At 67.2% G+C, this 12,865-nt stretch carries 12 protein-coding genes; 8 read left to right on the forward strand and 4 right to left on the reverse strand.

Annotated features, from left to right (window positions below; all coding sequences use genetic code 11):
• Positions 1–40: 40 nt before the first annotated feature.
• Positions 41–1,276: a formamidase gene (gene fmdA / locus QOZ99_RS02625; RefSeq protein WP_183190071.1), complete on the forward strand. Its 1,236-nt coding sequence runs from the start codon at positions 41–43 to the stop codon at positions 1,274–1,276.
• A 92-nt stretch (positions 1,277–1,368) separates the two neighbouring features.
• A complete protein-coding gene (locus tag QOZ99_RS02630) occupies positions 1,369–1,734 on the forward strand; it encodes an FmdB family zinc ribbon protein (RefSeq protein ID WP_306888324.1) in 366 nt (121 codons plus the stop codon).
• A 41-nt stretch (positions 1,735–1,775) separates the two neighbouring features.
• On the opposite strand, the gene ggt is transcribed toward QOZ99_RS02630, so the two are convergent.
• Positions 1,776–3,539, reverse strand: coding sequence for a gamma-glutamyltransferase (gene ggt, locus QOZ99_RS02635; RefSeq protein WP_306888325.1), 1,764 nt, complete (start codon positions 3,537–3,539; stop codon positions 1,776–1,778).
• Between the two features lie 338 nt (positions 3,540–3,877).
• Between ggt and QOZ99_RS02640 the strand changes: the two genes are divergently transcribed.
• Both QOZ99_RS02640 and QOZ99_RS02645 read left to right on the forward strand, forming a co-directional pair.
• On the forward strand, positions 3,878–4,351 hold the full coding sequence (locus QOZ99_RS02640; RefSeq protein ID WP_306888326.1) for a YaiI/YqxD family protein: 474 nt from the start codon (positions 3,878–3,880) through the stop codon (positions 4,349–4,351).
• A gap of 34 nt (positions 4,352–4,385) precedes the next feature.
• Entirely contained in the window at positions 4,386–5,126 is a 741-nt protein-coding gene (locus QOZ99_RS02645; protein WP_306888327.1) for a 3-keto-5-aminohexanoate cleavage protein, read from the forward strand.
• A gap of 36 nt (positions 5,127–5,162) precedes the next feature.
• Here QOZ99_RS02645 and QOZ99_RS02650 read toward each other — a convergent pair whose 3' ends face one another.
• Positions 5,163–5,798 carry an FMN-binding negative transcriptional regulator gene (locus QOZ99_RS02650; RefSeq protein WP_306888328.1) on the reverse strand — a complete coding sequence of 212 codons (636 nt, stop codon included), beginning with the start codon at positions 5,796–5,798 and terminating at the stop codon, positions 5,163–5,165.
• 77 nt (positions 5,799–5,875) lie between these two features.
• Positions 5,876–8,668 carry a phosphoenolpyruvate carboxylase gene (gene ppc / locus QOZ99_RS02655; protein ID WP_306888329.1) on the reverse strand — a complete coding sequence of 931 codons (2,793 nt, stop codon included), beginning with the start codon at positions 8,666–8,668 and terminating at the stop codon, positions 5,876–5,878.
• A 364-nt stretch (positions 8,669–9,032) separates the two neighbouring features.
• Between ppc and QOZ99_RS02660 the strand changes: the two genes are divergently transcribed.
• The 3 genes from QOZ99_RS02660 (at position 9,033) to QOZ99_RS02670 (ending at position 11,639) form a co-directional block, all read left to right on the forward strand.
• Positions 9,033–9,200, forward strand: a complete 168-nt coding sequence (locus QOZ99_RS02660; RefSeq protein WP_306888330.1) for a hypothetical protein — start codon at positions 9,033–9,035, stop codon at positions 9,198–9,200.
• 196 nt (positions 9,201–9,396) lie between these two features.
• Entirely contained in the window at positions 9,397–10,422 is a 1,026-nt protein-coding gene (locus QOZ99_RS02665; RefSeq protein ID WP_306888331.1) for a Tim44 domain-containing protein, read from the forward strand.
• A gap of 107 nt (positions 10,423–10,529) precedes the next feature.
• Positions 10,530–11,639 (forward strand): linear amide C-N hydrolase, encoded by a 1,110-nt coding sequence (locus tag QOZ99_RS02670; protein WP_306888332.1) that lies wholly within the window; start codon positions 10,530–10,532, stop codon positions 11,637–11,639.
• 46 nt (positions 11,640–11,685) lie between these two features.
• Here the strand turns inward: QOZ99_RS02670 and QOZ99_RS02675 are convergent, their stop codons facing one another.
• Positions 11,686–12,102 (reverse strand): DUF805 domain-containing protein, encoded by a 417-nt coding sequence (locus QOZ99_RS02675; RefSeq protein ID WP_306888333.1) that lies wholly within the window; start codon positions 12,100–12,102, stop codon positions 11,686–11,688.
• Between the two features lie 313 nt (positions 12,103–12,415).
• Between QOZ99_RS02675 and QOZ99_RS02680 the strand changes: the two genes are divergently transcribed.
• Complete coding sequence (locus QOZ99_RS02680) at positions 12,416–12,853, forward strand: GNAT family N-acetyltransferase (RefSeq protein WP_306888334.1); 438 nt, start codon at positions 12,416–12,418, stop codon at positions 12,851–12,853.
• The last annotated feature ends 12 nt before the right edge of the window (positions 12,854–12,865 follow it).

Consider the following 12,865-nt stretch of genomic DNA (forward strand, 5'->3'; position numbering starts at 1 on the left):
TCGGCCTATCGCATCACGCCCAAGGGGAATGGAGTGCGCCATGCCTGAGACACTGATTTCGGTCGATCTTTCCAAGCCGGCTACCGACAACGAATTCCTGCATAATCGCTGGCATCCCGACATTCCGATCGCCACATGGGTGGAGCCCGGCGCGGATTTCCTCGTCGAGACCGTCGACTGGACTGGCGGCGCCATCGCCAACAATGATTCCGCCGACGATATCCGCGATGTCGACCTGTCGACGGTGCATTATCTCTCCGGCCCCATCGGCGTGAAGGGCGCCAAGCCCGGCGACCTGCTGGTGGTCGACATTCTCGATGCCGGGACGCTCAAGGGGCACGAATGGGGCTTTAACGGCTTCTTCTCCAAGAAGAATGGCGGCGGCTTCTTGACCGATCACTTCCCGCTCGCGCAGAAGTCGATCTGGCACTACGAGGGCATGTTCACCCGCTCGCGCCACGTGCCGGGCGTCGGCTTTGCCGGTCTCATCCATCCCGGCCTGATCGGCACCCTGCCCTCGCAGAAGCTGCTCGACACCTGGAACGCCCGCGAGCAGGCGCTGATCGACACCAACCCGACCCGCGTGCCCCCGCTCGCCAACCCGCCCGCGCCGAAGACCGCGCATCTGGGCAAGCTGGCCAAGGGCGATGCCTGGGACAAGGTCGCCTCGGAAGGCGCCCGCACGGTGCCGCCGCGCGAGCATGGCGGCAATTGCGACATCAAGGACCTGTCGCGCGGCTCGAAGATCTATTTCCCCGTCTATGTCGACGGCGCCGGCCTCTCCATGGGCGACATGCACTTCTCCCAGGGCGACGGCGAGATCACCTTCTGCGGCGCCATCGAGATGTTCGGCGCGTGGCTGCACATCAAGGTCGACCTGATCAAGAACGGCATGGAGATGTACGGCATCAAGAACCCGATCTTCAAGCCGTCGCCGATCACGCCCAACTACAAGGACTATCTCATCTTCGAAGGCATCTCGGTCGACGAGAGCGGCACCCAGCACTATCTCGACGCCAATGTCGCCTATCGCCAGGCCTGCCTCAACGCCATCGAATACATGAAGAAGTTCGGCTATTCGGGCGCGCAGGCCCATTCCATCCTCGGCGTCGCGCCGGTGCAGGGACACCTGTCGGGCGTGGTCGACATCCCCAATTCCTGCGCCACGCTGTGGCTGCCGACCGAAATCTTCGACTTCGACATCAAGCCTTCGGCCGCCGGACCAACCAAGTTCATCGACGGCTCGATCCAGATGCCGATCTCGCCGGACCTTTGACCCCCATCCAGGTCCGGCGCGCGGGGCGGCCTTCGTGCCGTCCCGCCTCCTTCAGGGGAAATGCCCCGAGAAAATACCCAAGGAGCGGCCCGATGCCCGTCTACGAATATCTCTGCGATGCCTGCGGCGACTTCACCGAACTTCGGCCGATGAGCGAATATCAGGCGCCGCAGCCCTGCCCGGATTGCGGCAGGCCGGCGCCGCGCGTCCTGCTTACCGCGCCGCATTTCTCCGGCCTCGCACGCGAAAGCCGCCTCGCCCATGCGACCAACGAACAGGCGCGCCACGCCCCGATGAGCGTCGACGGCTACAAGGAGAAGCAGGACCGCGCCCGCCACGGCGCCGGCTGTTCCTGCTGCTCGGGCATGAAGAGCCGATCGAGGAAGAGCCGCACCGCCACCACGGCGAGCGGCGCCAAGAGCTTCCCCTCGGCGCGGCCGTGGATGATCAGCCATTGAGGCCACGCCTCACTCGCCGATCGACTCACTTGCCGATTGACTCACTCGCCGATCGCCACACCCTCCCGGCGGGGGTCCGCCGCACCAATCAGCCCGTCCGGCGTGATCGCCACCGCCTGCACGCCCGAGGTCATCGGTATCGCCCTCACCTGAAAACCGAGTTGCTTCAGCGCCGGGGTCAGCGCCTCGGCGGCCGTGCCCTGCTCGATCTCCACCGCATCGAAACGCGCCAGCACATTGGGCGCGGCGATGGCCTGATCCAGCTTCATGCCCCAGTCGAGATGGGCGATCAGCGTCTTCGCGACATAGCCGATGATCTGGCTGCCGCCGGGCGAGCCCAGCGCCAGCACCGGTTTGCCCTCCTTTAGCACGATCGTCGGCGCCATGGAGGAGCGCGGCCGCTTGCCCGGCTCCACCCGGTTGGCGATCGGCACGCCGTCCTTCTGCGAGCGGAAGGAGAAATCCGTCAGTTCATTGTTCAGCAGAAAACCATGCACCATCAGCCGCGAGCCGAAGCCGGCCTCGATGGTCGATGTCATGGAAACGATGTTGCCCTCGCCATCGACAATGGTGATCTGCGTGGTGGACGGCAGTTCCAGCGCCTCGTCATCGGCGCGCGGCTCGGCCATGGCGTGGTCCCAGGTGGGGTTGCCGGGCGCGACTTCGGGCAGCGCATCGTCGCCCGCGAGCAGCTTGGCACGGGCGGCGAGATAGTCCCGCGCCAGCAGCCCCTTGGTCGGCATCGGCACATAGTCCTCGTCGGCCATGTAGCGATCGCGGTCGGCGAAGGCGAGACGCGAGGCATCGGCGATCAGCCGCCAGGCTTCCGGCGATTGCGGCCCGAGCGCCGTCAGGTCATAGGAACCGAGCATGCCGAGGATCTGCCCGAGCGTCAGCGCGCCGGAACTGGGCGGCCCCATGCCGCAGACGTCGAGCCCGCGATAGGGCGCGCAGACCGGGCGGCGCTCCTTCACGCGGTATTCGCGCAGATCGGCGAGCGAGAGCACGCCGGGATTTTCCGCCTCGCGCACGGTGCGCACGATGTCGCCCGCCAGCGTGCCGGCATAGAAGGCATCCGCGCCATATTGCGCGAGATGACGCAGCGTCGCGGCATAGGCGGGGTTCTTGAGCACGGCGCCCGCCTTGAGCGGCGCGCCGTCGGCATCCAGAAAATAGGACCGCGTCGCCGTGTTGCGCTTCAGGGTCTCGACATCATCGGCGATGAGGCCGGCAAGGCGGGGAGAGACGGCAAAGCCGGCCTCGGCGAGGCGCGCCGCCGGGCGGAACAGCTGCGCCCAGGCGATCCGGCCATAGCGCCGGTGCACCATCTCCAGAAGGCGCGGCGTTCCCGGCGTGCCGACCGAACGGCCGCCCACCACCGCGCCCATGAAGGAGAGCGGCTGGCCCTTGGCATCCTGGAACAGGGTCGGCGTCGCCGCGCGCGGCGCGGTCTCGCGCGCGTCGAACGTGGTGAGTTCGCCCTTCGCGGCATCCCAATAGACCAGGAAGGCGCCGCCGCCGAGGCCGGAAGATTGCGGCTCCACCAGCCCGAGCATGAGTTGCGTGGCCACCATGGCGTCTATGGCGTTGCCGCCCGCGCGCAGTGCCGCCGCGCCGGCCTCGGCGGCCAGCGGATTTGCCGCCGTCACCATCCAGCGCCTGGCCGTGGCGAACTTGGCGCCCGCCTGCACGGCACTCGCCGCTTCGGGCGCCTGGCTGTCGGCCGCCTGCTGCGCGGCGACCGGTGGCGCCGCCAGCGCCAGCGCCAGCACGGCCACTCCGGCCCATGGGAAAATCCTGCGCATCGCATCCCTCTCCTCTGTCCGGCACCGATCATGTCACGTCGTAACGGGATGTGAACGTGCGATGCACAAGAGGGGGTGACGCCGGTGCGAATCGGTTTAATCTGAAGTCGTCGTCAACAATTGAAAGGAGGTGATCCAGTGTCTGATCGTCTTGATCCGCGGTCGTCGGTATCCGTGACCTGGACGCTTGCCTCTTGCGAGGTCCGTGCCGCGTGATGCGACACTTTGCGCCGCCTCCGCGGCGGCTACCGGACCGGACCGCGGTCTGACATGGGGAGGGCTGTCCGAAAGGGCAGCCCTCCTTTCTTGTCTCATTCCTTTTTTGCATCGGTAATACTTTGCCGAAACCGATCCTCATCTATATCGACGCCGACGCCTGCCCGGTGAAGGACGAGACCTACCGGGTCGCCGCCCGCCACCGCCTCAAGGTGTTTCTGGTCTCCAATTCCTACATCGCCGTGCCGCGTGACGCGGAGGTGGAGCGCGTCATCGTGCCTGCCGGCCTCGACATTGCCGATGACTGGATCGCCGAGCGCGCCGAGGAAGGCGACCTCGTCATCACCAATGACGTGCCGCTAGCCGCGCGCGTGGTGGCCAAGGGGGCGGAGGCGATCGCGCCGACCGGCAAGCCCTTCACCGCGTCCACCATCGGCCTGCAACTCGCCACCCGCAACCTGATGCAGGATCTGCGCGAAGCGGGCGAAATCACCCGCGGCCCCCGCCCCTTTTCCGCCCGCGACCGCTCCGAATTCCTGCAATCGCTGGAAAGAGCGGTGATGCGGCTGAAACGGAAAGGCTTCCTCGGGGGTTAGTGACGACAACCGCCCTCGCATACTGGAGATTCCGATGCTGCAAGCCTGCCTGAATGGTTCGCGGGACAAGGGTTTCCATGCCTTCACGCCGCTCACCCCGGCGGAACTCGCGGCCGATGCCGCTGCGGTGGTGGCGGCCGGCGCGAACGAATTGCATGTGCATCCGCGCGACGCGCAGGGCCTGGAGACACTCGACCCCGCCACCGTGGCCATCGCGCTGGAGGCCATCCACGCCCGCGCGCCGGGCATTCCGATCGGCCTCTCGACGCATGCCCGCATCGCGCCGGGCGGTGCCGGGCGGCTCGCCTGCGTGGAAAAATGGACGGTGCTGCCCGATTACGTCTCGGTCAATCTCATCGAGCCCGACGCCCCGGAGATGATCCGCCTCGCCCTGTCGCGCGGCATCGGCGTCGAGGCCGGGCTGTGGTCGGCGTCTGACGCGGAACGATTCAGGGCCCTGCCCGAATCCCGCGCCGTCCTGCGAATCCTCATCGAGATCAACGAGCAGGACGAGGCTGAAGCGCTGGAAGCGGCCTCCGCCATCCGCATGGTGCTGGCCCGCGCCAGCCTGGACCTGCCGGTGCTGCAGCACGGGCTGGATGCCACCAAATGGCCGCTCTACCGCGACGCGCTGATGCGCGGACTGGACAGCCGGATCGGGCTGGAGGACGGCAAGCGTCTGCCTTCCGGCGAGGAAGCGGAGGGCAATCTGGCGCTGATCAAGGCGGCGCTGGAGATGGCGCGGGTGCCGCCCGACCCTGCCGTGACGCGATGACCCGATGACCCGATGACCAGATGACCCGTCGAGGGCTCAGCGGTCCCGCTCGATGGGGATCAATGCCGAGACCTCCCGGTCACTCTCGCGTTCACTGCCCAGCAGTCCCGCCGCCACGCCCGCGCGATCCGCTTGCGGGCGATTCTGGCTCATCTTCCGTTTCCCCTCGATGCGGGAGATCGCCAGGCGGAGGCCGACAATCCCCTTCAGCTGGGACTGGATGAACTGGTCCGGTGCATCCGAAACCGCCCAGGGCTCATCCCGCCGCCCTTCATGGAGTTCGGTGAGGTGGGTGACCGCGTCCAGCAGCCGCGCCGGATCCTCGAAGAACTCGACCGGGCCGTAGGCATGCACGGCAATGTAGTTCCAGGTCGGCACGACCTTGCCGTGCTCCGGCTTGGACGCATACCAGGAGGGCGTCACATAGGCATCGGGTCCGGAAAAAATGACAAGCGCCTCCCCGAGCGGCGGCGCTCTCCATTGCGGATTGGCCTTCGCCACATGGCCGTAGAGCGTACCGTGCGGGCCCTCGGCCTCGTCGAGGAAAAGCGGCAGCGGTGTCGCGACAAGCCCCCCGGCGGTGGCGGTGACCAGCGTCGACAGGCGCGCATCGCGCATGATCAGCCGCAGGATGGCCGGATCGTCTTCACGGAAGGCGGGCGGAATGTACATCGATCGACACCGGATCTGGCTTGACGGAGAGCCATCATGTCACCGTCAAGCCATAGGCGTCATCAGCGCGGGCTCCCTCACCCCGAATTGCGCAGCCCCGCCGAAATCCCGTTGATGGTCAGCTGGATGCCCTGCAGCACCTTCTCGTCGGTGTCGTTGGCGCGGTATTTGCGCAGCAGGCCGACCTGCACGTGGTTCAGCGGATCGATATAGGGGAAGCGCGCGCGGATCGAGCGGTCGAGCAGCGGGTTGGAGCCGAGCAGCCGGGGCTGCTGGGAAGTCGCCAGCAGGGCTTCGATGGCGCCCTGATGCTCCACGCGGATACGCCCGAAAATGCTCTCGCGCAGTTCCACGTCCTCCACCAGCTGCGCATAGCGCGAGGCGATGGCGATGGAGCTCTTGGAGAGCACCATGTCCATGTTGGACAGCTGGGTGCGGAAGAACGGCCACTCGCGATACATTTCCTGCAACAGCGGCAGGCCGTCCGGATGGTGCTGCAGCCAGTTCTTCACGGCCGTGCCGAAACCATACCAGCCCGGCAGCATCAGCCGGCACTGCGCCCAGGAGAACACCCACGGAATCGCGCGCAGATCCTCGATCCGCCGCGTCTTCTTGCGCGAGGCCGGGCGCGAGCCGATGTTCAGCGTCGCGATCTCGTTGATGACGGTCGATTCCCAGAAATAGTCCTCGAAGCGCGGGGTCTCGTAGACCAGCGCGCGATAGGCCGTGAACGCGGCGTCGGACAGTTCCTCCATCACGGTGAGATATTCCTCGCGCGGCGCCTTGGCATCGCCCGAGAGCAGCGTGGCCTCCAGCGTCGCCGCCGCGAGAATTTCGAGATTGCCGCGCCCGACCGCCGGGTTCGAATATTTCGAGGAGATGATCTCGCCCTGCTCGGTGATGCGGATCGCGCCCTGCACCGCCCCGCCCGGCTGGGCGAGGATGGCATCATAGCTCGGCCCGCCGCCGCGCCCGACCGAGCCGCCGCGCCCGTGGAACAGCCGCAGCCGCACGCCATGGCGCTTGAACACCTCGATCAGCTCGATCTCGGCCTTGTAGAGTTCCCAACCCGAGGTGACGAAACCGCCATCCTTGTTGCTGTCGGAATAGCCGAGCATCACTTCCTGCAGGCCGCCGCGGCTGTCCACCAGCTTGCGATATTCCGGCAGGCGGAACATCTGCTCCATCACACGGGCGGCGTTGCGCAGATCCTCGATGGTCTCGAACAGCGGCACGATATTGACCGCCGAGGTGCCCGCCGGGTCCACCAGCCCCACCTCCTTGAGCAGCAGCGCCAGTTCCAGCATGTCCGAGACGCCCTCGGCCTTGGAGATGATGCAGGTCTGGATGGCCTCGGGACCATAGATCCGGTGGATGCGCGCGCAGGTGCGCAGCATGTCCAGTTCCCCCACCGTCTCCTCGCAATAGGCGGCGAAGGGCGAGGTCAGCGGGCGCGCGGTGGCCAGTTCGCGCAGCAGCAGCGAGACGCGGGTGCCCTCGGGCTGCGCCTTGTAGTTGGTGCCCGGCGCGGCGACCTCGAACAGCTCGGCGATGCAGCGCTCATGCACATCCGAGTTCTGCCGCGAATCGAGAATGGCGAGGTGGAAGCCGAACGAATCCACCGCCCGGCGCAGGTCGCGCAGCTTGCCGCGGGCGATGGCGCCGGACTTGTGCGCGGTCAGCGAGGCATCGATGACATCGAGATCGGCCTTGAACTCGGCGGCCGACGCATAGGGCGCAGCGCTGGGCTTCACCGTCAGGCCGACCAGATCGGCCACTTCCAGCCGGAAGGCGGTGGCCCGCAGCCGCGCGGCTATGGCGGTGGCGGCAAGCCGGTAAGGCTCGTTGCGCCGGTGCGGCGAGAGGTCGGGCGAGGCATCGACCAGCGTGATGAGCGCCTCGGCCACCTTGACGCGCACGGTGCTGATGGAGAGTTCGGCCCCCAGCGCATCGATCTCCGCGAGATAGAAGCGCATGGCCTGCGCACTTTGCAGCCGCATCGTCTCGCGCGTCACCTCGGCTGTGACGAAGGGATTGCCGTCGCGGTCGCCGCCGATCCAGCTGCCGATGCGCAGGAAGGAGGCGAGTTCCGGCGCCGCGGTGCCCTCCTCATCCAGGCTGGCCAGCCGATCCTCCAGCGCCGCATAGAGCTTCGGCAACTGCCGCAGGAACGTGTAGTCGTAATAGGCAAGCCCGTTCGCCACCTCGTCCAGCACGGTGAGCTTGGTCCGGCGCAGCAGGTTGGTCTGCCACAGGGTGAGCACGCGGCGGCGCAGTTCCTCGTCGGCCTGTTCCTGCTCGTCCGGCGTCGGGTCCAGCCGGGCGCGGTCGGCCAGCAGCTCGGCGATGCACATTTCATGCGTCAGGGTCGAGCGGCGGCGCACCTCGGTCGGATGCGCGGTCAGGACAGGGCTGGCATGCGCGGTCTTGAAAAATTTGCGCAATTCCGCCGTGGAAATGCCTGCTTCGCGGGCACGCTGCAGCGCGCTGGCCAGCGAGCCGGGCGCCGCGCCGCGCCCGCTGGCGGCCGCGGCGCGCATGCGGCGGATGACGTTCTGGTCCTCGGCAATGTTGGCGAGGTGCGAGAAATAGCTGAAGGCGCGCACGATGGAGATGGTCTGATCCGCGCCCAGATCGCTCAGGATCGCTTCCAGCTCCTGGCGCGCGCCCTCGTCCTCCTCGCGGTGGAAGCGGGTCGAGACGCGGCGGATGCGCTCCACAAGCTCATAGGCGGGCTCGCCTTCCTGGTCGCGCAGCGTGTCGCCCAGCACACGGCCGAGCATGCGGATATCCTCGCGCAGCGAGTGGTCGAGATCGCCATCGGCTTCGGTCTCGGCATCGGGCAAGGCGATGGTGAGGGCAACGGACATGGCGATTACTCCTTTAGGCGTAGGCTGAACTTAGCAATTAGCATGCCGTCCGTGACAGGGAAGCGGCTGATGCCGGATATCCCGGGCCACGCGAGCGCGAGGTAGCCGGATGCCCCTGCGGCAGATGCGCAACAGGTTTCGCATTCTTTCGGTTTGCCCCGGAACCGCCCCGATTGTGAACCAAATCGCCGCCAGTATGAACGCCAGGGTCAGACAAGGTTCAGCGTTCATCGTTCATAACCGAAGCTGTCCGAAGATGGGGGTCGCCGGGTTGGCGGCGTCCATCGAGGTCAAACCGGCAAGGCTCTGCTCGCCGAGCCGGCGAATCGTCAGACGCGTGTGCGTAATCAGGAAGGACGTACCAATGCCCCCCGTCGTGAACCCGGCCGAGGTTCAGACCCCCGCCAATATCCGCCAGTCCAAGCCCCTTTTCGCCTCCGTCCCGGCCACCGCCGCGACCGAGAAGAAGGCGGCTGTCGTATCGGCTCCCATCGGCTCCATCGCCGCACTCGAATCCGCCCTCGGATTCTGAACCGCCCGATGCCCGGGCGCCGCGCCGGATGCGCGACGCCTCACGGGAATGTGTGCCCGGCGCGCGGCCTGTGCCCTCAAGGCCCGGAGGCCTGCCGCGCCGGAAGAATCGCGGTGTGTGGGTGACAAACGCTCTCGGGAACCCCATATGGTGACGTAACGGCATATGCCGGATCCACCAGTTCGAGAGAGTCCCCTTGTCCAAACCCTCGCGTTCCCGATCCGCCGCGCTGCGCGTCGCCCTCGCGGCCCTTTTCGTCGCGGCCAGCTGTGTCGTGGCCATGGACTTTGCCGAGGCTCGCGCCGGGCGCAGCATGAACATGGGCAGTCGCGGCTCGCGGACCTGGTCGACCCCCGCCCCGACCCCGACCGCCCCCTCCGCCCAGCCGATGCAGCGTTCCGCCGCGCCGCAGACCCAGCCCGGCTCGGCTGCAACGGCGGCCGCAGGCGCGCGGCCCGGCGGCTTCTTCAACCGCGGCGGCTTCATGGGCGGGCTGATGGGCGGCCTGCTCGGCGCCGGCCTGTTCGGCCTGCTGATGGGCTCCGGCTTCTTCTCCGGCCTCGGCAGCCTCTCCGGCATCCTCGGCCTCCTTCTTCAGGTCGGCCTGATCTTCATCGTGGTGCGGCTGGTCATGGGCTGGCTGCGCAACCGCAATCAGCCTTCCTTCGCCGGCGGAGCCGGTTCCCAGCCGAGCCAGCGCAGCGCGCTGGACGGCGCGGCCGGCCCTTCCGCCCCGCTCGGCGGCGGTTCGGCAACGGCGGGCGTGGCCGCCGGTGGCCGTGCCGGCTTTGGCAGCGCTCCGCGCGGGCGCCCGCTCACGCTGCAGGCCTCGGATTTCGATGCGTTCGAACAGAGGCTCGGTGACGTGCAGGGCGCCTATGGTCGCGACGACCGTGCAGCCCTGGCGCAGGTGACGACGCCGGAAATGCTCGCCTATCTCGGCGAGGATCTCGACGATCTCGCTCGCGACGGCCTGCAGAACACCCTCACCGACGTGAAGCTGCTGCAGGGCGATCTGTCGGAAGCGTGGTCCGAGGACGGCCGCGACTATGCCACGGTGGCCATGCGCTACGAACTGAAGGACGCGACCATCGAGCGTGCCACCGGCCGCCTCGTGCAGGGCGATCCCGACCGGGCGACGCAGGTGATCGAGTTCTGGACCTTCGCCCGCGAGTCGGGCGGCGCGTGGAAGCTCAGCGCCATCCAGCAGGGCCGCGTGTGACGGAGCGCGTATGAACCCGGCCGGCCGCTGACGGAAATCATCGAACGGTAGGGATTTTGGATCCATGATCCTCCCGCGCCGCCAAGCCCGGCGCGGGAGGATTTTTCATGCTGAGAACGATTGCCCGCAAAACGCTCACGGTAGCCGCGGCCCTGGCGATGGCCGGCGTGCCCATGGCCGCCAATGCCTGCACGTCCTTCCTGCTAAAAGCGAAGGACGGCGCCATGGTCTATGGCCGCACGCTGGAATTCGCCCTGCCCCTGCAGTCGCAGCTGGCCGTTTTCCCGCGCAACCTCACGATCAAGGGCACCGGGCCCGATGGCTCGGCCGGCACCGGGCTGGAATGGAAGGGCAAATATGCCGCCATGGGCGCCAACGGGCTGGGCCTGCCGATTCTCGTCGACGGGCTGAACGAGAAGGGGCTGGCCGGGGGCATGCTGTTCTTCCCCGAGCTTGCCCGCTTCCAGGATGTCGCCCCGGGCGAGGCGAAGAACTCGATCGCCTCCTTCGAACTGCTCACCTGGATGCTGACCAATTTCGCCACGGTGGACGAGGTCCGGGAGGCGCTGCCGACGATCAAGGTGTCGAACGCCCCTCAGGTGGTGTTCAAGAGCGCGGTGCCGCTGCACGTCACCCTGCACGATCTCGGCGGCAAGAGCATCGTCGTCGAATATGTCGACGGCAGGCTGAACATCTATGACAACCCCACCGGCATCATGACCAACGCCCCAGCCTTCCCGTGGCAGATCACGCATGCCGGCCTCTATGGCAACCTGTCGGCGAGCGAGCCGCCGGCGCGCAAGGTGGGCGATCTCACCCTCGCCGCGCCGAGTTCCGGCGCCGGGCTGCACGGCCTGCCCGGCGACTTCCTCTCGCCCTCGCGCTTCGTGCGTGCCTTCACCTTCGTGCAGAACCTGCCGCAACTGCCGACGGGCCCCGACGCGATGAAGGCCGCGCGTCACATTCTCAATAATTTCGACATCCCGCCCGGCGCCATCGTCACCAGCGCCGATTCGGCGGCCGGCGGCGGCGTCTCCGGCTTCGAGACGACCGAATGGACCGCCGTCGCGGACCTGAAGAACGGCATCTACGCGATCTGGGATTATGAGAACCCGACCCCGCGCCTGATCGACTTCAAGCAGCTTGATCTCGACGCCAAGGCCGTGCGCCTCATCCCCTTCAACCAGCAGCCGTCCTATATCGGCCTGTCAAAGTGACCGGTCTGTCAAAGTGACTGGTCTGTCGAAGTGAACAGCGTCCGGGTCACACCGGGCGCCGGTCCAGCGGGTCCGGACCATGGCGGTTCGGGCCCGTGTCGCCCTTCACCATGAACCAGAAGAAGATCACCAGCGCGCCGATGCCGGTCAGCCCGATCAACAGCCACCAGCCGGTGCGGCCCAGATCATGAAAACGGCGGGCGCCGACGGCGAGCGAGGGAAGGATCAGCGCCAGCCCGACAATGGTGGAGAGCGGCGTGAACACGTCCGCCGCGCCGACATAGCTCATGTCGCCGAAATGAACGAGCGCGAAAGTGCCGAACAGCGCGGTGTCGAGAAACGTCGTCACCCAGTTGAGCAGAACCGAGAACACGACCCACCACCAGTATTCCGACCGCGGCGCGCGGCCGGAAAACGTGGCGTATTTGCTCAGGACACTGGATACGGCCTGTCCGAAATTCATGATGCTTCCCCCACACCCGTTTCACATGTCCGGACGCACCGGGCTCATGCCGCGCGCCCATGTTCCCCATGGCCGGCGCGCGCCCGCGAGCATAGGCCCATCGAAGGGGCCGCGAAACGCGCCGGGTTGGGAATTCCCGCGCGGGCGGGCGGGAGCGTTTTCCACGAGAGTTGATCGGCTTTCGCGATCCGAAGGCGCTCCAGCTTCTTGAATCGAGAGCACTTTCTTATCGAGCAGGAGATTCCATCCGATCGATAAGCGCTCTAGAAGGGGTTCGGCCCGCTCGCGCGGCCGGCAGAGGACGGAGACGCGCATGCAGTTCACCATCGAGGAGAATCCGGGCGCCGAGGTCCGGGCGATGATCGACCGGGGTCTCGACGCCTTCAACGACACCAAGGCCGGCCCGCCGCACGCCCGCGACCTCTGGGTCATGGCGCGCGGCAGCGGCGGCGCGGTGCAGGGCGGGCTGAAGGGGCGGATCTATTACAGCTGGCTGTTCATCGACTGGCTGTGGGTCTCCCCCGCCTCGCGCGGCGCCGGCATCGGCGCGGGCCTGCTCGCCGCGGCGGAAAAGGAAGCGCAGCGACGCGCCTGCATCGGCGCCCATGTCGACACGTTCAGCTTCCAGTCGCCGGATTTCTACGTCCGCCAGGGCTATGAGGAGTTCGGCCGGATCGACGACTTCCCGCCCGGCCATGCGTGCCTCTGGCTGAAGAAGCGCTTCCGCACGGCCGCGAATGCGCCCGCGTGATCGCGTGCACGG

It is taken from the genome of Ancylobacter amanitiformis (assembly GCF_030814815.1).
In the GTDB taxonomy this organism is placed as follows: Bacteria; Pseudomonadota; Alphaproteobacteria; order Rhizobiales; family Xanthobacteraceae; genus Ancylobacter; species Ancylobacter amanitiformis.

Excerpts from the sequence above, each read along its gene's own strand:
- fmdA (WP_183190071.1), top strand. The coding sequence starts at position 41 with ATGCCTGAGACACTGATTTCGGTCGATCTTTCCAAGCCGGCTACCGAC.
- QOZ99_RS02630 (WP_306888324.1), top strand. The coding sequence starts at position 1,369 with ATGCCCGTCTACGAATATCTCTGCGATGCCTGCGGCGACTTCACCGAA.
- ggt (WP_306888325.1), bottom strand. The coding sequence starts at position 3,539 with ATGCGCAGGATTTTCCCATGGGCCGGAGTGGCCGTGCTGGCGCTGGCG.
- QOZ99_RS02645 (WP_306888327.1), top strand. The coding sequence starts at position 4,386 with ATGCTGCAAGCCTGCCTGAATGGTTCGCGGGACAAGGGTTTCCATGCC.
- QOZ99_RS02650 (WP_306888328.1), bottom strand. The coding sequence starts at position 5,798 with ATGTACATTCCGCCCGCCTTCCGTGAAGACGATCCGGCCATCCTGCGG.
- ppc (WP_306888329.1), bottom strand. The coding sequence starts at position 8,668 with ATGTCCGTTGCCCTCACCATCGCCTTGCCCGATGCCGAGACCGAAGCC.
- QOZ99_RS02660 (WP_306888330.1), top strand. The coding sequence starts at position 9,033 with ATGCCCCCCGTCGTGAACCCGGCCGAGGTTCAGACCCCCGCCAATATC.
- QOZ99_RS02670 (WP_306888332.1), top strand. The coding sequence starts at position 10,530 with ATGCTGAGAACGATTGCCCGCAAAACGCTCACGGTAGCCGCGGCCCTG.
- QOZ99_RS02675 (WP_306888333.1), bottom strand. The coding sequence starts at position 12,102 with ATGAATTTCGGACAGGCCGTATCCAGTGTCCTGAGCAAATACGCCACG.
- QOZ99_RS02680 (WP_306888334.1), top strand. The coding sequence starts at position 12,416 with ATGCAGTTCACCATCGAGGAGAATCCGGGCGCCGAGGTCCGGGCGATG.